We start from the raw sequence: 24299 nt of genomic DNA on the forward strand, positions 1-24299 counted from the left end.
TCGAGCATGGCTCGACTCTACAGCAGGTGCAGGGCTGCAAGCCCTGCCGTACCCCCCCTATACAGGTAAGTGCAGGTCACAGGATAAGCAGGCGCCTTGTTGCTGCCCTCGAACAGGTCCACATTCCTGTGCAGGACACGGGCTGCCCGCCCGCTGTCGAGACAACAGGAGACCTGCATGTCCGCTGCCCCCACCACCGCCACCTCCCGCGACCCGGCCACCGGCCAGGTGATCGCCGAGCACCCGTTCGCCAGCGCCGCCGAACTGGAAACGATCCTGCAGCGCGGCCAGGCCGGCTTCGCCGCCTGGAGCGGCTACACCCTGGAACAGCGCGCGGGCGTCCTGCGCGGCATGGCCGCGGTGCTGCGCCGTGACCGCGAACCCCTGGCCGCGCTGGCCACCGCCGAAATGGGCAAGGTGCAGGCCGAAGCCCTGGCCGAGATCGAGAAATGCGCCGTGCTGTGCGACTGGTACGCCGACCACGGCGCGCCGTTCCTGCGCGATGAACCGACCCAGGTGCCGGGCGACCAGGCCTATGTGTCCTACCTTCCGCTGGGCGTGGTGCTGGGCATCATGCCGTGGAATTTCCCGTACTGGCAGGTGATGCGCGCGGCGGTGCCGATCCTGATGGGCGGCAATGGCTTCCTGCTGAAGCCGGCCGAGAACATCGTCGGTACCGCGCTGCTGCTCGACGCCGCCTGGCGTGAGGCCGGCCTGCCCGAGGGCACGTTCATCGCCGCCAACATCAGCCGCGACGGCACCAGTGCCGCGATTGCCGACGACCGCATTGCCGCCGTCACCCTGACCGGCAGCGTGGCCGCCGGCCGCAGCATCGCCGCCCAGGCGGGGCAGGTGCTGAAGAAGGTCGTGCTGGAGCTGGGCGGCTCGGACCCGTTCATCGTGCTGGCTGACGCCGATCTGGACGCTGCAGTCGATGCGGCCGTGGCTTCGCGCTTCCAGAACACCGGGCAGGTCTGCATCGCCGGCAAGCGCATCATCGTTGAAGAGGCGGTCTACGACCGCTTCGTCGCGCAGTTCTGCCAGAAGGTGCAGGCGCTGACCATCGGCGATGGGCGCGAGCCGGGCAACCGCATTGGCCCGATGGCCCGCCAGGACCTGCTGGACCAGCTGCATGCGCAGGTGCAGGCGTCGGTGGACGCCGGTGCCCAGCTGCGGGTGGGTGGCCATCAATTGGATCGCCCCGGTGCCTTCTACGCGCCGACGGTGCTGGTGGACGTCGAGCCCGGCATGCAGGCCTTCGATACCGAAACCTTCGGCCCGGTGGCTTCGATCAGCCGCGCCCGCGATGCCGACCATGCGGTGGAACTGGCCAACCAGAGCGAGTTCGGCCTGAGCGGCAACCTGTGGAGCGCCGACCGTGCGCGCGCCATGCAGCTGGCGCGCCGGCTGCAGACCGGTGGCGTGTTCGTCAACGGCTTCTCGGCCTCCGACCCGCGCGTGCCCATTGGCGGGGTGAAGAAGAGTGGCTTCGGCCGCGAGCTCTCGCACTTCGGCATCCGTGAATTCGTCAACGCGCAGACGGTCTGGTTCGACAAGCGTTGACACCCGGCTCCCACCCCACCTGCAACCATTCCCCCCACAGTCCAGCGAAAGGACGGCATTCCGATGTCCAAGGGTTCAGATCTGCTTGTCGCCGCACTTGAGAACGAAGGCGTCGAGCGTATTTTCGGTATTCCCGGCGAAGAAAACCTCGACGTGGTCGAGTCGCTGCGCCATTCCAGCATCGAGCTGGTCATCACCCGCCACGAACAGGCGGCGGTGTTCATGGCCGCCACCTACGGCCGCCTGACCGGCAAGCCGGGCGTGTGCCTGGCCACGCTGGGGCCGGGCGCGCTGAACTTCACCACTGGCGCCGCCTACGCGCTGCTGGGCGCATGGCCGGTGATCATGATCACCGGGCAGAAGGGCATCGTGGCCAGCAAGCAGGCGCGGTTCCAGATCGTGGATATCGTCAGCACTATGAAGCCGCTGACCAAGCTGGCGCGGCAGATCGTGTCGGCGCGTACGATCCCGACCATCGTGCGCGAGGCCTTCCGGGTGGCCCAGGAAGAGCGCCCCGGCCCGGTGCTGCTGGAGCTGCCCGAGGACATCGCCGCCACCGAGGTGGAAGGGGTATCGCTCATTCCCACCCATGCGGTGGATCGGCCCATTGCCAGCCCCGAAGCGCTGGACCGGGCGGCGCAGCTCATCCGCGCGGCGAAGCGGCCGCTGCTGATGATCGCCTCGGCGGCCTCGCGGCCGCAGTCCAGCGAGGCACTGTCGGCCTTCGTGCTGCGTGCGGGCATTCCGTTCTTCACCACGCAGATGGGCAAGGGCGCGGTGGCCGGCGGCTCGGGCCTGTACATGGGCACGGCCGCGCTGACCGAGCGCGACTACGTGCACATGGCCATCGACCAGGCCGATGTGATCGTGACCATCGGGCACGAGGTGACCGAGAAGCCGCCGTTCGTGATGCGTCCCGGTGGCCCCACGGTCATCCATATCGGCTATTCGCAGGCGGCGGTGGAGCAGGTGTACTTCCCGCAGGTGGAAGTGATCGGTGACATCGGCCGCTCGCTGACCCAGCTGGCTGATCGCATCGAAGGCCAGGTGCCACATGCCGATGCGCTGTTGCCGCTGCGCGCGACCATCCTGGACCATCTGGCCGACCGTGCCGAGGAGCCGGGCTTCACCCCGCAGCGGCTGGTGCATGACGTGCGCCAGGTGATGCCGCCGGACGGCATCGTGGCGCTGGACAACGGCATGTACAAGATCTGGTTTGCGCGCAATTACCGCACCCAGGTGGCCAATACGCTGCTGCTGGACAATGCGCTGGCGACCATGGGCGCGGGCCTGCCGTCGGCGATCATGGCGTCGATCCTGTATCCGCAGCGGCGGGTGCTGGCGGTGTGTGGCGATGGCGGTTTCATGATGAACAGCCAGGAGCTGGAAACCGCGCGGCGGCTGGGCCTGAACCTGGTGGTGCTGATCCTCAACGATGGGGCCTACGGCATGATCCGCTGGAAGCAGGCGGTGGATGGTTTCACCGACTACGGCATGACCTTCAGCAACCCCGATTTCGTGAAGTACGCGCAGGCCTATGGCTGCAAGGGCCACGAGGTGACGGCCATCGAGCAGTTCATTCCGACCCTGGAAGCGGCCTTCAACGAGGGCGGAGTGCATCTGGTATCGGTGCCGGTGGATTACTCGGAAAACCAGCGGGTGCTGGTGGACGAGCTGCGGCAGGCGTTTCCGGGGAACGGTTGACGATTACCGGCGCCCGGGATCTGGTAGGTGTCGACCCCGCGGACTAGTAGGTGTCGACCCCGCGGACTGGTAGGTGTCGACCTTGGTCGACACAGAGAACGCCAACCAAGGTTGGCGGCTACCAGGGCGAGGAACGCCAACCAAGGTTGGCGGCTACCAGGGCGAGGAACGCCAACCAAGGTTGGCGGCTACCAGGGCGAGGAACGCCAACCAAGGTTGGCGACTACCAGGGCGGGGGCGCTGCCGGGGCCGGGGCAGGGCGGTTTTGGTATGCTGTGCAACCGGCTGTGCCGGCGCAGCATCCCCCCTCACTACACGATTCCCGCAGATCCATGAGCGAAGCTACCGATACCCCCCCCGTCGACGAAAACAAGTTGATCGCCGAGCGCCGTGAGAAACTCAAAGCGCTGCGTGGGCAGGGCATCGCGTACCCGAACGATTTCCGTCGCCAGGACTTCGCCGGGCGCCTGCAGGAAGAATTTGCCGATGCCGAGCAGTGGACCGCCGAGGCGCTGGAAGCCACCGGCCGCACGGTGAAGATGGCCGGCCGCCTGATGGCCAAGCGCATCATGGGCAAGGCCAGCTTCGCCCAGATCCAGGACGAATCCGGCCGCATCCAGCTGTTCCTGCAGGGCGCCGTGCTGGGCGATGCCTACACCGCCTTCAAGGGCTGGGACGTGGGCGACATCATCGCCGTGGAAGGCGGCCTGACCCGCACCAAGACCGGCGAACTGTCGGTCAAGGCCGAATCGATCCGCCTGCTGACCAAGTCGCTGCGGCCGCTGCCGGACAAGTGGCACGGTCTTTCCGACGTGGAACAGCGCTACCGCCAGCGCTACGTCGACCTGATCGTGACCCCGGAATCGCGCGCGGTGTTCATCAAGCGCTCGAAGATCATCCGTGCCATGCGTGCGTGGCTGGACAACCGCGACTTCCTGGAAGTCGAAACGCCGATGATGCATTACATCCCCGGCGGCGCGGCGGCCAAGCCGTTCACCACCCACCACAACGCGCTGGACCTGGACCTGTACCTGCGCGTGGCGCCGGAGCTGTACCTCAAGCGCCTGACCGTGGGCGGCCTGGAGCGGGTCTACGAGATCAACCGCAACTTCCGCAACGAAGGCGTCAGCACCCGCCACAACCCGGAATTCACCATGATGGAGCTGTACGAGGCCTATGCCACGTACAACGAGATCATGGACCTGACCGAGGGCGTGATCCGCGATGTGGCGCAGACCGTCAACGGCGGCACCACGGTGGAATGGGACGGCGCCAACATCGACCTGGGCCCGGCCTTCCGCCGCTGGCGCATGGACGAGGCGGTGCGCCACCACAACCCGGAAATTTCCGCGGCCGACTGCACCGACCGCGAGGCCCTGCTGCGCCATTGCGAGCGCTTGAAGATCCGCGTCAAGCCGTCTTACGGCTGGGGCAAGCTGCTGCTGGAAATCTTCGAGGCCACCGTCGAGCACACCCTGATCCAGCCGACCTTCATCACCGATCACCCGGTGGAGGTTTCGCCGCTGGCCCGCGCCAACGACAACGACCCGGGCTACACCGACCGCTTCGAGCTGTTCATCAACGGCAAGGAGCTGGCCAACGGCTTCTCCGAGTTGAACGACCCGGAAGACCAGGCGCAGCGCTTCCAGGCGCAGGTGGCCGCCAAGGAAGGTGGCGACGATGAGGCCATGCACTACGACGCCGACTACATCCGTGCGCTGGAGTACGGTATGGCCCCGACCGGCGGCCTGGGCATCGGCGTGGACCGTCTGGTGATGCTGCTGACCGGCAGCAGTTCGATCCGTGACGTCCTGCTGTTCCCATACATGCGTCCGGAGCACTAAGCTCGGGTTCGCACTCTGCATGTGCGCGCCGTCCCGGAATGGGATGGCGCGATTGACGCTTTCCGCACACGGCGTATGGTGATTGCACCGCCTTGACATCCCCTGTGGCAAACAGGGGCTGGGGTGGAGGCAATGCGAAGGACCGGCTTCACATTGTGATGACGATCATGAACCGGCGACATCGTGACGGGAGTGGGGCCGATGCAGGGTGCCAGTGTGCACAGCGGCGGAGTATCCTCGCCGGCTGAGTTTCCAGCGTGGTCGAGAAGGAAGGCAGAGAGCGCGTTGAATATCGTCATTGTCGACGACCAGACTTCTGCACGGACGATGTTGCGGCATGTCATTGAAGACATCGCACCAGAACTGTCCGTGTACGACTTTGGCGATCCGCTTACGGCCCTGGCCTGGTGCGAAGCGCACCCGGTCGATCTGTTGCTGCTGGATTACCGCATGCCGGAAATGGACGGGCTGGAATTCGCCCGCCGCTTCCGCCGCCTGCCCAAGCATCGCGACATTCCGGTGATCCTGATCACCGTGGTGGGCGATGAACCGATCCGCCAGGCGGCACTGGAAGCCGGGGTGATCGATTTCCTGGTCAAGCCGATCCGCCCGCGTGAACTGCGCGCGCGCTGCTACAACCTGCTGCAGCTGCGCCAGCAGAGCGAGAACGTGAAGCAACGTGCCCTGTCGCTGGAGCAGCGCCTGCTGGCCAGCATGCACGAGGTGGAAGAGCGCGAGCGGGAAACCCTTTCCCGGCTGGCGCGGGCGATCGAGTTCCGTGATGCCGGCACCAGTGCCTATCTTGAGCGCATGGCGCGCGTGGCCGGGCTGATTGCCGAGCAGCTGGGCCTGCCCGAAGACGAAGTGAAGCTGATCGAGATGGCCGCGCCCCTGCACGACATGGGCAAGATCGCCATTCCCGATGCGGTGCTGCTCAAGCAGGGCAAGCTGACCGATGACGAGCTGGCGATCATGCGCCGGCACCCGCGTATCGGCCACGAACTGCTGAGCGGCAGCCAGAACCGCTTCATCCAGGTGGGTGCGCTGATCGCGCTGCGCCACCACGAGCGCTACGACGGCAGCGGCTATCCCGACGGCCTGGTGGGCGACGCGATTCCGCTGGAGGCGCGCATCGTGGCCGTGGCCGATGTGTTCGACGCGCTGATTTCGCCGCGCCCGTACAAAGAGGCGTGGACCTTCGAAGCGACCCTGGCCTATCTGTACGCCCAGCGCGGGCGCCTGTTCGACCCGCGCTGCGTGGACGCGCTGCTGCGCGGGCGCAATCAGCTGGAACAGATCTGCGCCGAGCACTCCACCGCCTCGGCGCGGCCGGGGATGGGCACGTGAAGCGGCTGCTGTCGCGGCTGCGCCAGCGCCTGTCGAACCGGCAGGACAGCGAGCATGGGCAGCAGATCGTCCGCATCGTGCTGATCAGCTTGATCCTGGGCTACGTGCTGCTGCCCAGCGTGCGTTTCGACCTGCCGCATGACCAGTACGTGGGCGTGCTGGCCATCGTGCTGACCGGTCTGAGCCTGTCGCTGCTGGCGTTCGGCTGGTTGCTGTGGCGGCCTGGCCGCTCCGACCCGCGCCGCGTGCTGGGCATGTTGGCCGACTATGGGTTGATCGCCGCTGGCATGATCCAGATGGGCGAGCCGCTGTCGTGGGTCTACATCGTGGTGATGTGGGTAACCGTCGGTAACGGCATGCGCTTTGGCAATACCTATCTTTACGTGGCCGTGGCGATGGCCATGGTCAGCTTCGGCGCCACCGCGCTGCTGACCCCGTACTGGCAGCAGAACCTGCGCCTGGCCATTGGCCTGTGGCTGGGCCTGGCGGCGGTACCGCTGTATTTTTCGACGCTGCTGCGTCAGTTGACCCATGCGATGGCCGAAGCGCGCCGGGCCAGTGAGGCCAAGAGCCGCTTCCTGGCCAACATGAGTCACGAATTCCGCACCCCACTCAATGGATTGAATGGCATGACCGAAGTGTTGGCGACCACGCGCCTGGATGAAGAACAGCGCGAGTGCCTGAATACCATCCAGGCCTCTTCCCGCAGCCTGCTGGCGCTGGTGGAGGAAGTGCTGGACATCTCGGCCATCGAGGCCGGCAAGCTGCGCGTGGTGGCCGAGGATTTCGTGCTGTCCGACGTGATCCAGGCGATCGGGCTGATCCTGTTGCCGCAGGCCAAGGCCAAGCGGTTGGATTACCGGGTGAAGGTGGCCGCGACCGTGCCGCAGACCCTGCGGGGCGACGTGGGCCACCTGCGGCAGATCCTGCTGAACCTGGCCGGCAACGCGGTGAAGTTCACCGACCAGGGCCGGGTGGAGATCCGGGTGAACGTGGTGCACGCCGACACCCACGGTGCGGTGCGCCTGCGCTTTGACATCATCGATACCGGCATTGGCGTGCCGGTGGCCATGCGCCCGCGCCTGTTCGAGGCCTTCGAGCAGGCCGACGTGAGCATGGCCCGCCGCCACGAAGGTACCGGCCTGGGCACCACCATCGCCAAGGGTCTGGTCGAGGCCATGGACGGGCAGATCGGCTACCTGGACAACCCGCCGCAGGGCAGTCACTTCTGGGTGGAACTGCCGTTCGCGCCGCCGCAGCCGGTCGAGCCGGGCCTGGTGCCCAGCGTGGCCGCCGGCGAGGACATCGGCCCGGGCGGCAACGTGATCGCCTTCGCCGATCCGTTCCTGCGCCACCGTGCGCGCGTGCGCAGCATGCAGATCCTGGTGGCCGACGACCACGAAGCCAATCGCATGGTGCTGCAGCGCCTGCTGCAGAAGGCCGGCCACCGGGTGATGTGCGTGGACGGCGGCGAAGCGGTGCTCGATGCGCTGGCCGAGAGCGAATTCGATGCGGCCATCGTCGACCTGCACATGCCCGGCATGAGTGGCCTGGACATGCTGAAGGAACTGCGGGTGATGCAATCCGGTGGCGGCCCGCGCACGCCGGTGATGGTGCTCAGTGCCGATGTCACCCCCGAAGCGATCCAGCGCTGCACACAGGCCGGCGCACATGCCTTCCTGGCCAAGCCCGTGGTGGCCGCGCGCCTGCTGGATACGCTGGCGGAGATCGCCAACAACGCGAACCTGAAGAATGCCGCGCCGCTGGTGGTGCGTGCGCCGGTACAGCTCGATGGCGTGCTCGATACCGGTGTGCTGGACGAACTGGCATCACTGGGCATGGGCGATGGCTTCGAGCGTGAGTTCATCCGCCAATGCCTGGAAGATGCCGAGGCCTGCCTGCGCAAGGCAGAGGCCGATGGCGAAGCCGGCCGCTGGGGCCAGTTCCGCGAGCAGTCGCATGCGATCAAGGGTGTGTCCGGCAACCTGGGGCTGGTGCGCGCGGCCAACCGTGCCGGTGAGCTGATGCGCATGGCCGATTGGCAGTTGAAGGCCGAATGGCAGGCGCGACTGTCGGTGCTGCAGGGGGCGATCAAGGAAGGCCGGCAGGCGCTGGACGCACGCGCCGAACGCAAGGCGCGCGGCGCGGCCGACGACGCGCCGTAGCGTCGAGCCTCAGCTCCGTAGAGTCGAGCTTGCTCGACTGCCGTCGATAGTCGAGCAAGCTCGACTCTACGGGGTAGCGATCGCGCGAAAAAAAGCCCGGTGGCCAGCCGGGCTCCAAGCCAGCAGGGGGAGGGCTGGAATCAGGCTGCATCCATCGACGCACGACGCGTCTGCGCCTTGATCAAGCGATCCATCGTGCGCAGCGAGCGATCACCCAGTGCCAGCGCTGAATCCACCCAGACCTTGGTGATTTCCAGCAGCTCGTCGTAGCTCACCGCCTGGGCCAGGTTGCGTGCGGCGTTCATGGCCAGGTACGACTGCGGCAGGCGCTGCTGGTGGCGGATCATCTCCTGCACGGCGGCACGGCCTTCGCCCTTCTTCACCAGCACGTCCACCACCCCCAGCGCATGCATTTCCTCGGCACTGTAGATGCGGCCGTCCAGGATGATCTTCTCGGCCAGCTGCGGGGCCACGCGGCGGCACAGGAACGAGTACGCGCCCATGCCCGGGAACAGCCCGAACAGCACTTCGGGCAGGCCCATGCCGCTGCCTTCCTCGGCCACGATGGTGTGGCAGGCCAGGGCCATTTCCAGGCCGCCGCCCAGGGCATCACCCTGGATCAGCGCGATCGAGCGCACATCGCCGCCAAAGCCGGTGTGCAGGTGGTGCACGCCTTCCACGCAGCGTTGGGCGTAGGTCAGCAGCAGGTCGCGGTTGCCTTCGCGGATCAGGCGGGTGAACAGGTCCAGATCACCGCCCAGGTTGTAGGCGATGGCGTCGGAGGCCAGCACGAAGTGCCGCAGTTGGCCGCTGTGACGCTGCGCCGGGCTGCGGGTGATGGCGTTCATGTAGCTCCACATTTCGTCCAGCATGTCCTTACGGCAGCACGGGCGGATGCCCGTGGACGCATCGGCATGCATGAACAGCCAGTGGGCAGCGCCGTCGTCGCTGTCTTCGGTACGGATGGTGGCAAACGGTGAACCGCTGGTCGGCAGTTTTTCGATGGTGCTCATGGAAGGGTCCTCGGCAGGCGGCCCGCGTGAAAACGTGGTGGCCGGCGGGCCGAACGGTCCACACACGACGCGATGCTACAACGGGTGCAGCCTTTCACATGCGAAAAGGCCCGGGGCGTTTCCGACCCGGGCCTTGCGGCGTTGAAACCTGTGGAAAGCCTTACGTGGCGGGCGTATCGCGCAGCTCGCGGCGCAGGATCTTGCCGACGTTGGTCTTCGGCAGCTCTTTTCGGAATTCTACGATTCTGGGGTGCTTGTAGCCGGTCAGGTTGGCCCGGGCGTGTTCCTTGACCATTTCGGCGGTCAGGTTCGGGTCCTTCTTCACGATCACGACCTTCACCACTTCGCCGGACTTTTCGTCCGGAACGCCCACGGCGGCCACTTCCAGCACGCCTGGCATCATCGCGATCACGTCTTCCACTTCGTTGGGGTACACGTTGAAGCCGGACACCAGGATCATGTCTTTCTTGCGGTCGACGATGTAGAAGAAGCCCTGCTCATCCATGCGCGCCATGTCACCGGTGTGCAGCCAGCCGTCGGCGTCGATGGCCTGGCGGGTTTCGTCCGGGCGCTGCCAGTAGCCCTTCATCACCTGCGGGCCCTTGATGCACAGCTCGCCCACTTCGCCCAGCGGCAGGGTGTTGCTGTTGTCGTCCTTGATGCAGGCATCGGTGGACGGAATCGGCAGGCCGATGGCGCCGTTGTATTCCTTCAGGTCCAGCGGGTTGATGCACGCGGCCGGCGAGGTTTCGGTCAGGCCATAGGCCTCCACCAGGGTCACCCCGGTCACCTTCTTCCAGCGCTCGGCCACCGCACGCTGCACGGCCATGCCGCCGCCCAGGGTGACCTTCAGCGATGAGAAGTCCACGGTGTCGAAGCCGGGGGTGTTCAGCAGACCGTTGAACAGCGTGTTGACGCCGGTGATGGCGGTGAAGCGCACCGACTTGAGCTCCTTGACGAAGCCCTTCATGTCGCGCGGGTTGGTGATCAGGTGGTTGCAGCCACCGAACTTCATGAAGACCAGGCCGTTCGCGGTCAATGCGAAGATGTGGTACAGCGGCAGGGCGGTGATGATCCATTCCTTGCCCGGCTCGATGCCCGATGCGCCGATCCAGGCCGAGGCCTGCTGCATGTTGGCGATCAGGTTGCGGTTGGTCAGCATGGCGCCCTTGGCCACGCCGGTGGTGCCGCCGGTGTACTGCAGGAATGCCACATCGTCGTGGCCGATCTCGACCTTGGGCAGGGTGTGGCGGCTGCCCAGCTTGAGCGCCTGCTTGAAGCGGATGGCGCCCTTCAGATGGTAGTTGGGCACCATCTTCTTGACGTACTTCAGCACGAAATTGACGATCGCACCCTTGGCGCCGAGCAGGTCGCCCAGGCCGGTGGTGATGACCTGCTTGACCTGGGTTTCGGCGATGACCTGCTGCACGGTGTCGCCGAAGTTGTCCACGACCACCAGCGCGGTGACACCGGCATCGACCAGCTGATGCTTCAGCTCGCGGGCGGTGTACAGCGGGTTGACGTTGACCACGGTGAGGCCGGCGCGCAGCACGCCGAAGGTCGCGATGGGGTACTGCAGGCAGTTGGGCATCATCAGGGCAACGCGGTCGCCCTTTTTCAGCTTCAGTTCGCCCAGCAGGTAGGCCGCGAACTGCTCGACCAGGGCATCGGTTTCACCGTAGGTGAGCACCTTGCCAAAACTGGAGTAGGCGGGGCGGTCGCGGAACTTCGCCACGGAGGCGTCGAAGACCGAAGCTACCGAATGGAACTCGTTGACGTCGATTTCGGCGGGAACGCCTTTCGGATAGCTCTGCAGCCAGGGACGATCCAGACTCATATTCCCCCTCCAGGAATCGTTGTGATGGGTGCGGCGCGGACAGTATCCGCCAGAACCGCTCGCAGCAGCATACCGTTCCGTAGGGAAAACGCGAAGAGGGCGTGACGGTTAGTGCGCCGGTGGCTGGGAGATGCCGACCTTGGTCGGCACGATGGTGTGGCGCGTGCCCACCAAGGTGGGCACCTACCGGGCGTTGGTATGGGTTGGCGCGTGCCCACCAAGGTGGGCACCTACCGGGCGTTGGGTGGGATGGCGCGTGCCCACCAAGGTGGGCACCTACCGGGCGCACGGGCGTGGCATTCGCGTCAGCGCTGGCGGCGTACCGGGGCGCCGTTGGCCTGGTAGTACGGGGCCGTGCTGCGGGCCAGCGCGGGGCGGCCGCGGATCACGTCGGCCAGCTTCTCGGCCATCATGATGGTCGGGGCGTTGAGGTTGCCGGTCACCACCTGCGGCATGATCGAGGCATCGACGATGCGCAGGCCGTCCAGGCCATGCACGCGGCCCTGGCCATCGACCACCGCCATCGGGTCGTCGGCGTGGCCCATCTTGTTGGTGCACGAGGGGTGGTAGGCGGTCTCGGCATGCTCGCGCACGAAGCCATCGATCTGCGCATCGGTCTGCAGCTCGCGCCCGGGCGAAATCTCGCGGCCGCTGTAGGGGGCCAGCGCCGGCTGCGCGAAGATCTCGCGGGTGATGCGGATGGCAGCGCGGAATTCGCGCCAGTCCTGCTCGTGCGACATGTAGTTGAACAGGATGCTGGGATGTTCGCGCGGGTCCTTGGAACGCACGTGGATGCGGCCGCGGCTGGGCGAACGCATCGAGCCCACGTGCATCTGGAAGCTGTGCGCCTTGATCGGGTTGGAGCCGTTGTAATTGATGGCCACTGGCAGGAAGTGGTACTGCAGGTTCGGCCAGTCGAATTCGGCATCGCTGCGGATGAAGCCGCCGGCCTCGAACTGGTTGCTGGCACCGATGCCGGTGCCGAGGAACAACCACTCCGCGCCGATGGCCGGCTGGTTGTACAGCTTCAGCGCCGGCGCCAGCGATACCGGCTTCTTGCATTCGTACTGCAGGTACATTTCCAGATGGTCCTGCAGGTTGGCGCCGACGCCGGGCAGGTGGTGCACCAGGTCGATGTCCAGGCTGCGCAGCAGGTCGGCCGGGCCCACGCCCGAGCGCTGCAGGATCTGCGGCGAAGCAATGGCGCCGCCGCAGAGCAGCACCTCGCGGCGGGCGGTGGCGCGCTGCGGCTGGTCGTTGTACAGCCACTGCACGCCCACCGCGCGCTTGCCCGAGAACAGGATGCGGTCGGTCAGCGCGTGGGTGACGATGGTCAGGTTCGGGCGCGGCTTGGCCAGGTCCAGGTAGCCACGCGCAGTGCTGGAGCGGCGGCCCTTCGCGGTGACCGTGCGGTCCATCGGGCCGAAGCCTTCCTGCTGGTAGCCGTTCAGATCATCGGTGCGCGGGTAGCCGGCCTGCACGCCGGCTTCGATCATGGCGGCGAACAGTTCGTTGTTGCCGGCCTTGGGCGTGGTGACCTGCAGCGGGCCCTGGTCGCCGTGGTAGTCGTTGGCCCCGATGTCGCGGGTTTCGGCCTTGCGGAAGTAGGGCAGGCAGTCCAGGTAGGTCCAGTCTTCCAGGCCCGGCATGCTGGCCCAGTTGTCATAGTCCATCGCGTTGCCGCGGATGTAGCACATGCCGTTGATCAGCGAGGAACCGCCCAGGCCCTTGCCGCGGCCGCAGTCCATGCGCCGGTTGTTCATGAAGGGCTCCGGGTCGGTCTTGTAGGCCCAGTTGTAGCGCTTGCCCTGCAGCGGGTAGGCCAGTGCGGCCGGCATCTGCGTGCGGAAATCGAGCCGGTAGTCGGGGCCGCCGGCTTCCAGCAGCAGAACGCGCACATCGGCGTCTTCGGTCAGGCGGGTGGCCAGCACGTTGCCGGCCGAACCGGCGCCGATGATGATGTAGTCGTACTCGTGGGTGGTGCTCATGGTTGTCTCCTGCGGTCGGGGCGCGCTGCTCAGAACACGCTGGCGAAGTCGCCCAGTTCCACCTGGACCGATTTGATGCGGGTGTAGTGGCCCAGCGTGGACAGGCCGTTCTCGCGGCCCACGCCGGATTCCTTGTAGCCGCCCACCGGCATTTCGGCCGGCGATTCGCCCCAGGTGTTGATCCAGCAGATGCCGGCCTGCAGGCGGTGGATGATGCGGTGGGCGCGGCTGATATCGCCGCTGACCACGCCGGCGGCCAGGCCGAACGGGGTGTCGTTGGCGCGCCGCACCGCTTCGTCTTCATCGTCGTAGGCCAGGATGCTCATCACTGGCCCGAAGATTTCCTCGCGCACGATCTTCATGTCGTCGCGGCAGTCGGAAAACACGGTGGGCTGCACGTACGCGCCCTCGGCCAGCGCACCCTCGGTGGCGCGGCCGCCACCGGTCAGCAGGCGGGCGCCTTCGGCCTTGCCGCTGTCGATGTAGCGCAGCACGTTGTCCATGTGCGGGAAGCTGACCATCGGCCCGAAGTTGGTGTCCTGGGCGGTCGGGTCGCCCATGCGGATGCGCTGCACGCGCTGCACCACCGCCGCCTCGAAGGCTGCCAGCATGGCGCGCGGCACGAACACGCGGGTGCCGTTGGTGCAGACCTGGCCGGAGCTGAAGAAGTTGGCCATCACCGCGATATCGGCGGCACGGTCCAGGTTGGCGTCCTGACAGATCAGCAGCGGCGACTTGCCGCCCAGTTCCATGGTCACTTCTTTCAGTGACGAGGACGCAGCGGCCGCCATCACCTTCTTGCCGGTGGTCACGCCGCCGGTGAAGGAGATCTTCTCGATCACCGGGTGTTCGGTCAGCCAGTTGCCGATCTCGCCACCGGGGCCCTGCAGCACGTTGAACACACCGTCGGGCACGCCGGCTTCGGTGTAAATCTCGGCCAGCTTCAGCGCGGTCAGCGGGGTCACTTCGGAGGGCTTGAACACCATCGCGTTGCCCGCGGCCAATGCCGGGGCCGATTTCCACAGCGCGATCTGGATCGGGTAGTTCCAGGCGCCGATGCCGGCCACCACGCCCAGCGGTTCGCGGCGGGTGTAGAAGAAGCTCGATTCGCGCAACGGCAGCTGGATGCCTTCGATGGCCGTGGCCAGGCCGGCGTAGTACTCCAGCACGTCGGCGCCGGTGACGATGTCCACGGTGGTGGTTTCGGCCAGCGCCTTGCCGGTATCCAGGGTTTCCAGATGGGCAAGCTCGTCATTGCGTTCGCGCAGGATCTCGACCGCGCGGCGCAGGATGCGCGAGCGTTCCATGGCGGTCATCGCGGCCCACGCCTGCTGGCCTTCGCTGGCGCTGCGTACGGCGCGCTCCACATCGGCCTGGCTGGCAATCTGCACCTCGGCCAGCACCTGGCCGTTGGCCGGGTTCACGGTCTGGAAGGTCTTGCCGCTGGTGGCGTCGACCCGGCGGCCATGGATGTAGAGCTGTTGAACGGGCAGGGTGGGCATGGGGGTACTCCTTGGAAGGGGCAGGGTCCTGCAGCGCTTATAGCGCGTTGGCCTGCAACTGGAAGTCGATGTAGGCGTAGGCGATGTGACGGGCGTTGTCGCCGTCGATCTGGCCGCCGACCAGGCTGCCGCGCAGCCACAGGCCGTCGATGAGTGCGGCAAGGCCGCGGGCGGCCTGGCGCGCGGGTTCGGCCGGCAGGCTGCGGTGGAACTGGTAGGCCAGGTTGGAATACAGGCGCTGGTCGTTGATGCGCTGCAGTCGGGCCAGTTCGGGCTGGTGCATGCTGGCTGCCCAGAAGGTCAGCCAGACGCGCATGGCCGGCCCGCTGGTCTGGCTGGGGTCGAAGTTCGCATCCACCAGTGCGCGCAGTTGTGAGCGCGGATCTGTGGCGGCCTGCCCGCGGTGCTGGGCGAAGGCATCCTTGAGCTGGCTCAGGATCTGCCGCATGGCGGCGTTGAGCAGGCCGGCCTTGTCGCCGAAGTAGTGGGCGACGATGCCGGTGGACAGGCCTGCCTTGCGCGCGATGGTGGCTACGGTGGCGTCGGCCAGGCCGATCTCGTGGATGACCTGGAAGGTGGCGTCGATCAGCTGTTGGCGGCGCAGGGGTTCGATGCCTTTCTTGGGCATGGGCCGGGTGGCGTAGGGGGAAAGGCGACCAGTATGCGGGTTATTGATTGAACGTCCAATCAATAAAAAGTGAAGGCCGCGTCATCGCGCGGTCTGGTGGCGTCGAGCTTGCTCGACGAGCCTTTGGGATCGGGGTCTGAGCCCTTTCCCCTGTAAAGGGATCCGACCCCTGGCGAGGGCTTTGGTAGCGTCGAGCTTGCTCGACGAGCTTTTGGGGTCGGGGTCAGAGCCCTTTCCCCTGGAAAGGGATCCGACCCCTGGCGAGGGCTTTGGTAGCGTCGAGCTTGCTCGACGAGCTTTTGGGGTCGGGGTCAGAGCCCTTTCCTTCGGAAAGGGATCCGACCCCTTGGCGGGGGCTTTGGAAGCGTCGAGCTTGCTCGACGAGCCGTTGGGATGGGAGTCAGAGCCCTTTCCTTCGGAAAGGGATCCGACCCCTTGGGTCACAGGCGCAATGCGGCTTCCAGCAGGGGCGTGGCCCAGGCCGGGGTGGCGGCAAGCTGTGCCAGATCGTCCGGCTGCGGGAAATGCACCTGGCCATCTTCCATCTGCAGTAGCAGCCGGGGGTCGGGCACGGCTTCGCCGGGGGCGGCTTCGGCGCTGTTGTCGTAGACCTGCAGCTGGGCCAGCACCGGCATCAGCCGGATCAGGTTCTGCTGCGCCAGTGGCCAGCGGCGTCGGATGTCGGCTTCGTTGATCGGGTGCCCGCCCGAGCGCACGCGGGCCTGGACCCGGGCGATGTGCTGTTCCGGGCTGGACAGGCCGCAGAACCACATCAGCACATCGTGGCTGTGGCTGGCTTCATGCAGCAGGGCGGCGATTGAATTGCCGCCCAGGGTGGTTTCAAAGGCGTGGTTGCGGCGCCGGTCCAGCGCATCGCGGATGCGGTTGACGCCTTCCTGCCAGGCCTGGGCATTGGCCTCGGCCTGCGACAGCCCGGTGATGCCGCGCAGATCGCGGGCGAAGGTGTCGGGGTTGAACCAGTTCAGCCCGGCCTCGCGCAGCACATGGCCGCCCACCGAACTCTTGCCGGCGCCATTGACGCCGGCAAGGACGTACAGGAATGGCCGCGCCATCAGTGGCCGGTGCCGGCCTTGACCTGCCCGCCAAGGCGGGCGGGGCGGCGCAGCAGGTCGCGTGCGCTGCTGCCGGCCTGGGCCTGCTGCAGTACCGCCAGGCGCTGGTCGAAGCCGGCACGCAGTTCAGCCAGGCCCGGGGCCTGGTCGCGCAGCTCCTCAAGCGAGGCTTCCAGCGCCTCCACGCGCGCCTGCAGGGCGCGGTACTGCTCGATGGAGACGATGACCGCCTGCGGTTCGTTATGGTTGGTGACCACCACCATGCGCTGGTCGCGGACCTCCTGCATGACCTTGCGCCAGTGTTCCTTCACCGACGAGGCGGTGGTGTGGGTCAGCTCGTTGATGGGGTCGAAGCGGACGGGCAGGTGAAGCATGGCGGGCTCCAGAAGGGGTGACCTGTGGCGCCAGCCTACACCGGATGTGGACGAATTTCATGAATGATGAAAAACATCATAAATATGAAAATTAGAGGCAGCTATTTCATCCCATTCCTAAAGACGCCATACGCCGCCGTACTGCACCATCACAGGCCGTTCCGTGAGGGAGAGTGCGATGCGCATTGTCGTGAGTTGCCTGCTGTTCTGTAGTTCCGCCGTGGCCATGGCGCAGACGCCGCCACCGATGCAGCAATTGGATTATCCGGTGCTGGCGATCGGCGACACCGGCCAATTCCGGGTACAGGTGCCGGCCTACGCCGGCGGCCAGGGCCGGGTGTCGTACGCGGCCCGCGCGCTGATGCCGGGCAGCAGCGAGGACCGGGGCTACCGGTTCGTGGCCGTGCACTGCGAAGATCCCGGGTTCACCCCGGTCGTGCACTACGAGAATCGTGGGGTGGTGTGTTCGCGCATTGGCCAGGCGCCGCACCCGGCGTTCGAGATGGTGGTGACGGTGGTCAATACCGGCGCCGCTGAGGGCGAGACCGTGATGGAAGAGGGGCTGCGCGGGCTGGTGTACGACGTGGGGCCGACGGCGGCCCCGTGGCGGATCTATGGCGTGCGGCCGTAGCGGCTGACGCCCTGGTGGGTGCCAACCTTGGTTGGCACTCCATGCCCCGGTAGGTGCCAACCTTGGTTGGCACGCCATGCCTTGGTAGGTGCCAACCTTGGTTGGCACGTTGGGATCAGTCGAGCATGGCTCGACTCTACAGAGGGCGGCCCGTTGCCTTGGTAGGTGCCAACCTTGGTTGGCACGTTGGGATCAGTCGAGCATGGCTCGACTCTACAGAGGGCGGCCCGTTGCCTTGGTAGGTGCCAACCTTGGTTGGCACGTTGGGATCAGTCGAGCAAGCTCGACTCTACAGAAGTGCGGACATTACCGGCTGGCGAGCTGGCGCAGCACGTACTGCAGCAGGCCGCCGTGGCGGAAGTACTCAACCTCCTTCGGGGTCAGCAGCATCACCGACACTTCGAAGGTCTTCTGGGTGCCGTCTGCCTTGGTTGCGGTAACGGTGGCGCGCTTGCTTGCGCCATCCTGCAGGCCGGTGATGTCGATCACTTCCGAACCGTCCAGGCCCAGCGATTGTGCGTTCTCGCCGTTGCGGAACTGCAGCGGCAGCACGCCCATGCCCACCAGGTTGGAACGGTGGATACGTTCGAAGCTTTCGGCAACCACGGCCTTCACCCCCAGCAGCAGGGTGCCCTTGGCCGCCCAGTCGCGCGACGAGCCGGTGCCGTATTCCTTGCCGGCCAGCACCACCAGCGGCACCTTGTCGGCCTTGTACTTCATCGCCGCATCGTAGATGGCCAGCTTTTCCGGCTGGCCGCCAGCGGCGGGATAGTACAGGGTGTTGCCACCTTCTTCGCCACCGAACATCAGGTTCTTGATGCGGATGTTGGCGAAGGTGCCGCGCACCATCACATCGTCGTTGCCGCGGCGGCTGCCGTAGCTGTTGAAGTCGGCCGGCTGTACACCGCGTTCCTGCAGGAAGCGGCCGGCAGGCGAATCCTTCTTGATGTTGCCGGCCGGGGAGATGTGGTCGGTGGTGATCGAATCGCCGAACAGGCCCATCACGCGTGCGCCGTGCACGTCGTCGATGCTGCCGGTCTGCATGGTCATGCCATCGAAGTAGGGCGGGTTCTTGATGTAGGTGGAAGCATCGCTCCACTCGTACAGATTGCCGTCCGGCGAGGCGATGGTGTTCCAGCGGCTGTCGCCCTTGAACACGTCGGCGTAGTTCTGCTTGAACATGTCCGGGCCCAGGGTGGCGGCGATGACATCGCCGATTTCCTTGTTGCTGGGCCAGATGTCGCGCAGGTACACCGGCTGGCCATCGCTGCCGGTGCCCAGCGGTTCGGTGGTCAGGTCGATGTCGGTGGTGCCGGCGATTGCATAGGCCACCACCAGCGGCGGGCTGGCCAGGTAGTTCATCTTTACTTCGGGGTGCACGCGGCCTTCGAAGTTGCGGTTGCCCGACAGCACCGAGGTGACCGCCAGGTCGCCCGCGGCGATACCGGCGCTGACTTCGGTCGGCAGCGGGCCGGAATTGCCGATGCAGGTGGTGCAGCCATAGCCGACCACGTAGAAGCCGATCTTCTCCAGCTCCTTCAGCACGCCGGCCTTTTCCAGGTAATCGGTAACCACGCGCGAGCCCGGGCCGAGCGAGGTCTTCACCCACGGCTGGCGGTTCAGGCCCTTGGCCGCCGCGTTGCGCGCCAGCAGGCCGGCACCGATCATCACCGCCGGGTTGGACGTGTTGGTGCAGGAGGTGATGGCGGCGATGACCACCGCGCCATCCTTCAGCCGCACCTTGCGGCCTTCGATCTCGATGTCGGCCTGGCCCTTGGCCAGTTGCTCGTTGCCCACCGCCGTACCGCCGCCTTCATTGGTGAAGTTGGCGATGGCCGCGTCCTTGCGGTCGCGGTTGGCGGTCAGGCCGACCAGGGCTTCGCGGTAGTTCTTCTGCACGTCTTCCAGCAGCACGCGGTCCTGCGGGCGCTTGGGGCCGGCCAGCGACGGCTTCACCGTGCCCATGTCCAGTTCCAGCGTGGTGCTGTACTGCGCCGGCGCGCTGCCCGGTTCGTGCCACAGGCCCTGCGCCTTGGCATAGGCTTCGACCAGGTTGATCTGTTCTTCGCTGCGGCCGGACAGGCGCAGGTAGTTCAGCGATTCGTGATCGATCGGGAAGATGCCGCAGGTGGCGCCGTATTCGGGGGCCATGTTGCCGATGGTGGCACGGTCGGCCAGCGGCAGGTGCTGCAGGCCGTCACCGAAGAATTCGACGAACTTGCCGACCACGCCCAGCTTGCGCAGCATCTGGGTGACGGTCAGCACCAGGTCGGTGGCGGTAGCGCCTTCGGGCAGCTTGCCGGTCAGCTTGAAGCCGACCACCTGCGGAATCAGCATGGACGAGGGCTGGCCGAGCATGGCCGCCTCGGCTTCGATGCCGCCCACGCCCCAGCCGAGCACGCCGATGCCATTGATCATGGTGGTGTGGCTGTCGGTACCGAACACGGTATCGGGGTAGGCCACGTCCTTACCGTCCTTCTGCGCGGTCATCACCACGCGGGCCAGGTTTTCCAGGTTCACCTGGTGGACGATGCCGGTGTTGGGCGGCACCACCTTGAAGTTGTCGAACGCCTTCTGGCCCCAGCGCAGGAAGCCGTAGCGTTCCTGGTTGCGCTGGAATTCGATCTTGCCGTTCAAGTCCAGCGCGTCGGGCTTGCCGAACACATCCACCTGCACCGAGTGGTCGATGACCAGTTCGGAGGGGATCTGCGGGTTGATCTGTTCCGGCTTGCCGCCCAGCTTGACCACCGCGTCGCGCATGGCGGCCAGGTCGACCACGCAGGGCACGCCGGTGAAGTCCTGCAGCACCACGCGTGCGGGCATGAAGGCGATTTCGGTGTCCGGCTCGGCGCTGGGCTGCCAGCGGGCGACCGCTTCGATGTGCTCAGGCCCAACGGTGGCGCCACCATCCTCGTGCCGGAGCAGGTTCTCCAGCAGGATCTTCATCGAATAGGGCAGGTGGGAGATGTCGAAGCGCTGGCCCAGCTTGGGCAGGCTGAAGTAATCGTAGGCCTTGCCGCCAACATCGAGCTGGCTGCGGGTGGAGAACGAATCGCTCATGCGGATGACTCCTCTTGCGGATGGCTTGCTCTGGCCCGTGCGTATACGGGCCTGCTTGCGGTCGCCGCGGGCCTGCTGGCCCCGGTGCACTCCAGTATGAACGCATTCACCTGGGCGCGGGCCGGCCTGCGGCATCGGGTCCAGACTACAGCGGCAGGTGTATGGCGTATGTCATGAATGTGGCGGATCCTTTGCGGCTGTAGGGGCCGGGGCGGGCCCGGCCGGGTTCGGGGTGGAAGTATGCCCGGCAAAGTATGTATAATTTGTGCATACCGAAGAGGGCCTACCGATGGAAGCCACTGTTGCAGAGCGCGGACAGATCACCCTGCCCAAGGCGGTGCGTGATGCCCTGGGCCTGACCAAGGGCACCCAGTTGAAGGTGGAGCTGGACGGCAGCCGTATCATCCTGCGCAAGAGCGTGGACGATGCGATCTCCCGCGCCCGCGGCAAGTTCGCGCTGGACGGCTTCGAGTCGGCCGAATCGGCGGTACGCGCGGTGCGCGACGAGGAATAAGGCGTGATGATTGCCGTCGATTCACCGGTGCTGGTGGAACTGCTGAGCAACGGCCCGCAGGCCGATGCGGTGGAAGCGATCCTGCGGCAGAGCCTGGTCGGTGGCCGCGTGGTGGTCTGCGGTGCCACCCTGGCCGAAGTCTGCGCATCGCTGCGCGGCGGCGCCGAAGTGCTTGAAGCGCTGGAAGAAATGGGCGTGCACTTCAACCCGATGGAAGCCAAGTCGGCCCTGCGCGCCGGCGAGATGCACCGCCGCCACCGCCAGCGCAGCGGCAGCCGCCGCAGCCTGGACGAATTCATGGTCGGCGCCCACGCATTGCTGCAATGCGACGGCCTGATCACCTGGAACGACACGTTTTACCGCGACTACTTCAAGGGCCTGAAGCTGATCGTGCCGCAAGCCTGAGCCCACTTTGTTTTTTCAACCTACGCATTACCCGGGAGTTGTCATGTTGGAAGCCTACCGCCACCACGTCGCCGAGCGCGCTGCGCTTGGCATCCCGCCGCTGCCGCTGAGCGCGCAGCAGACGGCCGATGTCATCGAACTGCTGAAGAACCCGCCGCAGGGCGAGGCCGAGTTCCTGCTCGACCTGCTGACCCACCGCGTGCCGGCCGGCGTGGATGACGCTGCCAAGGTCAAGGCCTCGTACCTGGCCGCCATCGCGCTGGGCAGCGAGCAGAACCCGCTGATCAGCCGCGAGCGTGCCACCGAACTGCTGGGCACCATGCTGGGCGGTTACAACGTGGCCCCGCTGGTGCAGCTGCTGGACGACGCCAGCGTTGGCACCATCGCCGCTGACGGCCTGAAGAAGACCCTGCTGGTCTTCGATGCCTTCCACGATGTGCAGGAAAAGGCCAAGGCTGGCAATGCCAACGCGCAGTCCGTGCTGCAGAGCTGGGCCGATGCCGAGTGGTTCACCAACAACCCGGAAGTGCCGCAGAGCCTGACCGTCACCGTGTTCAAGGTGCCGGGCGAAACCAACACCGACGACCTGTCGCCGGCGCCGGATGCAACCACCCGCCCGGACATTCCGATGCACGCCCTGGCGATGCTGAAGAACAAGCGCGACGACGCGCCGTTCACCCCGGAAGAAGACGGCAAGCGCGGTCCGATCCAGCAGATCCTGGACCTGAAGGACAAGGGCCACCTGGTTGCCTACGTGGGCGACGTGGTCGGTACCGGTTCTTCGCGCAAGTCGGCCACCAACAGCGTGCTGTGGTGGACCGGCGATGACATTCCGTTCATCCCGAACAAGCGCGCCGGTGGCGTCTGCCTGGGTTCGAAGATCGCCCCGATCTTCTACAACACCATGGAAGATGCCGGCGCACTGCCGATCGAGCTGGACGTGTCGAAGATGGAGCACGGCGATGTGGTCGAGCTGCGTCCGTACGAAGGCAAGGCGCTGAAGAACGGCGAAGTGATCGCCGAATTCCAGGTCAAGTCCGAAGTACTGTTCGACGAAGTGCGCGCCGGTGGCCGCATTCCGCTGATCATCGGCCGCGGCCTGACCGGCAAGGCGCGTGAAGCGCTGGGCCTGGCCCCGACCGATCTGTTCCGCCTGCCGGTGCAGCCGGCCGACACCGGCAAGGGCTTCTCGCTGGCACAGAAGATGGTCGGCCGCGCCTGTGGCCTGCCGGAAGGCCAGGGCATGCGCCCGGGCACCTACTGCGAACCGAAGATGACCTCGGTCGGCTCGCAGGACACCACCGGCCCGATGACCCGCGACGAGCTGAAGGACCTGGCCTGCCTGGGCTTCTCGGCCGACCTGGTGATGCAGTCGTTCTGCCACACCGCCGCTTACCCGAAGCCGGTGGACGTGAAGACCCACCACACCCTGCCGGAGTTCATCTCCACCCGTGGCGGCATCTCGCTGCGCCCGGGCGACGGCGTGATCCACAGCTGGCTGAACCGCATGCTGCTGCCGGACACCGTCGGTACCGGTGGTGACTCGCACACCCGTTTCCCGGTGGGCATTTCGTTCCCGGCCGGTTCGGGCCTGGTCGCCTTCGCCGCCGCCACCGGCGTGATGCCGCTGGACATGCCGGAGTCGGTGCTGGTGCGCTTCAAGGGCCAGATGCAGCCGGGCGTGACCCTGCGTGACCTGGTCAATGCCATTCCGCTCTACGCCATCAAGTCGGGCCTGCTGACCGTGGCCAAGGCCGGCAAGAAGAACATCTTCTCCGGTCGCATCCTGGAAATCGAAGGTTTGCCGGAACTGAAGGTCGAACAGGCCTTCGAACTGTCCGATGCGTCGGCCGAACGTTCGGCTGCCGGTTGCTCGGTGCGCCTGAACAAGGAACCGATCATCGAGTACCTGACCAGCAACATCACCCTGCTGAAGTGGATGATTGCCGAGGGTTACCAGGATCCGCGTTCGCTGCAGCGCCGTATCGAAAAGATGGAAGCGTGGCTGGCCAACCCGGAGCTGCTGGAGCCGGATGCCGACGCCGAATACGCTGCCGTCATCGAGATCGACCTGGCCGACATCCACGAGCCGATCGTGGCCTGCCCGAACGACCCGGACGACGTGAAGACCCTGTCCGAAGTGGCCGGCGCCAAGATCGACGAAGTGTTCATCGGTTCGTGCATGACCAACATCGGTCACTTCCGCGCCGCGGCCAAGCTGCTGGACGGCAAGCGTGATCTGCCGACCCGCCTGTGGGTGGCCCCGCCGACCAAGATGGATGCTTCGGAGCTGACCAAGGAAGGCGTGTACGGCACCTTCGGCGCCACCGGCGCACGCATGGAGATGCCGGGCTGCTCGCTGTGCATGGGCAACCAGGCGCAGATCCGCGAAGGTTCCACCGCGATGTCGACCTCGACCCGCAACTTCCCGAACCGTCTGGGCCGCAACACCAACGTGTACCTGGGTTCGGCCGAACTGGCCGCGATCTGCTCGCGTCTGGGTCGCATCCCGACCAAGGAAGAGTACATGGCCGATATTGGCGTGATCGCCAAGAGCGGTGCGGAAATCTACCGCTACATGAACTTCGACCAGATCGAGGAGTACCAGGACGTGGCCAAGACGGTCGCTGCCTGATCCTGCTGATCGGTTG

At 66.1% G+C, this 24299-nt stretch carries 17 protein-coding genes; 9 read left to right on the forward strand and 8 right to left on the reverse strand.

Features of this window, described 5'->3' with window-relative positions:
• The first annotated feature begins 177 nt into the window (after positions 1-177).
• The 5 genes from C1933_RS09075 to C1933_RS09095 all read left to right on the forward strand — a co-directional run bounded on the left by C1933_RS09075 (position 178) and on the right by C1933_RS09095 (position 8623).
• A complete protein-coding gene (locus C1933_RS09075) occupies positions 178-1563 on the forward strand; it encodes an NAD-dependent succinate-semialdehyde dehydrogenase (protein WP_108752987.1) in 1386 nt (461 codons plus the stop codon).
• A gap of 63 nt (positions 1564-1626) precedes the next feature.
• Positions 1627-3267 (forward strand): acetolactate synthase large subunit, encoded by a 1641-nt coding sequence (locus C1933_RS09080; protein ID WP_108752988.1) that lies wholly within the window; start codon positions 1627-1629, stop codon positions 3265-3267.
• 332 nt (positions 3268-3599) lie between these two features.
• On the forward strand, positions 3600-5111 hold the full coding sequence (gene lysS / locus C1933_RS09085) for a lysine--tRNA ligase (protein WP_108752989.1): 1512 nt from the start codon (positions 3600-3602) through the stop codon (positions 5109-5111).
• Positions 5112-5312: 201 nt separating this feature from the next.
• A complete protein-coding gene (locus tag C1933_RS09090) occupies positions 5313-6458 on the forward strand; it encodes a two-component system response regulator (RefSeq protein WP_108752990.1) in 1146 nt (381 codons plus the stop codon).
• Positions 6455-8623, forward strand: a complete 2169-nt coding sequence (locus C1933_RS09095; RefSeq protein ID WP_108752991.1) for a response regulator — start codon at positions 6455-6457, stop codon at positions 8621-8623. The genes C1933_RS09090 and C1933_RS09095 overlap by 4 nt, the downstream gene beginning before the upstream one ends.
• Positions 8624-8763: 140 nt before the next feature.
• Here C1933_RS09095 and C1933_RS09100 read toward each other — a convergent pair whose 3' ends face one another.
• From C1933_RS09100 to C1933_RS09130, 7 genes are all read right to left on the reverse strand, one after another.
• Positions 8764-9636 carry a crotonase/enoyl-CoA hydratase family protein gene (locus tag C1933_RS09100; RefSeq protein ID WP_108752992.1) on the reverse strand — a complete coding sequence of 291 codons (873 nt, stop codon included), beginning with the start codon at positions 9634-9636 and terminating at the stop codon, positions 8764-8766.
• 160 nt (positions 9637-9796) lie between these two features.
• Entirely contained in the window at positions 9797-11473 is a 1677-nt protein-coding gene (locus C1933_RS09105; RefSeq protein ID WP_108752993.1) for a long-chain fatty acid--CoA ligase, read from the reverse strand.
• Between the two features lie 305 nt (positions 11474-11778).
• Entirely contained in the window at positions 11779-13461 is a 1683-nt protein-coding gene (betA, locus tag C1933_RS09110) for a choline dehydrogenase (RefSeq protein WP_108752994.1), read from the reverse strand.
• Positions 13462-13490: 29 nt separating this feature from the next.
• Positions 13491-14963: a betaine-aldehyde dehydrogenase gene (betB, locus tag C1933_RS09115; protein WP_108752995.1), complete on the reverse strand. Its 1473-nt coding sequence runs from the start codon at positions 14961-14963 to the stop codon at positions 13491-13493.
• A gap of 37 nt (positions 14964-15000) precedes the next feature.
• A complete protein-coding gene (betI, locus tag C1933_RS09120) occupies positions 15001-15591 on the reverse strand; it encodes a transcriptional regulator BetI (protein WP_108752996.1) in 591 nt (196 codons plus the stop codon).
• Between the two features lie 440 nt (positions 15592-16031).
• The gene (locus C1933_RS09125; protein WP_108752997.1) at positions 16032-16664 is read right to left on the reverse strand and encodes an AAA family ATPase; all 633 of its coding nucleotides are present in this window, start codon (positions 16662-16664) and stop codon (positions 16032-16034) included.
• Positions 16664-17038: a type II toxin-antitoxin system Phd/YefM family antitoxin gene (locus C1933_RS09130; protein ID WP_108752998.1), complete on the reverse strand. Its 375-nt coding sequence runs from the start codon at positions 17036-17038 to the stop codon at positions 16664-16666. Before C1933_RS09130 ends, C1933_RS09125 begins: the two co-directional genes overlap by 1 nt.
• A 178-nt stretch (positions 17039-17216) precedes the next feature.
• On the opposite strand from C1933_RS09130, the gene C1933_RS09135 reads away from it, so the two are divergent.
• Positions 17217-17669, forward strand: coding sequence for a hypothetical protein (locus tag C1933_RS09135; RefSeq protein ID WP_108752999.1), 453 nt, complete (start codon positions 17217-17219; stop codon positions 17667-17669).
• 306 nt (positions 17670-17975) lie between these two features.
• Here the strand turns inward: C1933_RS09135 and acnA are convergent, their stop codons facing one another.
• Complete coding sequence (gene acnA, locus C1933_RS09140; protein WP_108753000.1) at positions 17976-20729, reverse strand: aconitate hydratase AcnA; 2754 nt, start codon at positions 20727-20729, stop codon at positions 17976-17978.
• 289 nt (positions 20730-21018) lie between these two features.
• Between acnA and C1933_RS09145 the strand changes: the two genes are divergently transcribed.
• Genes C1933_RS09145 through acnB form a run of 3 tightly spaced genes read left to right on the forward strand, consistent with a single transcriptional unit; the run spans position 21019 to position 24283 of the window.
• Positions 21019-21243 (forward strand): AbrB/MazE/SpoVT family DNA-binding domain-containing protein, encoded by a 225-nt coding sequence (locus tag C1933_RS09145; RefSeq protein WP_108749517.1) that lies wholly within the window; start codon positions 21019-21021, stop codon positions 21241-21243.
• 6 nt (positions 21244-21249) lie between these two features.
• On the forward strand, positions 21250-21648 hold the full coding sequence (locus C1933_RS09150) for a type II toxin-antitoxin system VapC family toxin (RefSeq protein WP_008267153.1): 399 nt from the start codon (positions 21250-21252) through the stop codon (positions 21646-21648).
• A 43-nt stretch (positions 21649-21691) separates the two neighbouring features.
• Positions 21692-24283 carry a bifunctional aconitate hydratase 2/2-methylisocitrate dehydratase gene (acnB, locus tag C1933_RS09155; protein ID WP_108749519.1) on the forward strand — a complete coding sequence of 864 codons (2592 nt, stop codon included), beginning with the start codon at positions 21692-21694 and terminating at the stop codon, positions 24281-24283.
• Positions 24284-24299: the final 16 nt, after the last annotated feature.

It is taken from the genome of Stenotrophomonas sp. ZAC14D2_NAIMI4_6 (genome assembly GCF_003086875.1).
Classification (GTDB): Bacteria; Pseudomonadota; Gammaproteobacteria; order Xanthomonadales; family Xanthomonadaceae; genus Stenotrophomonas.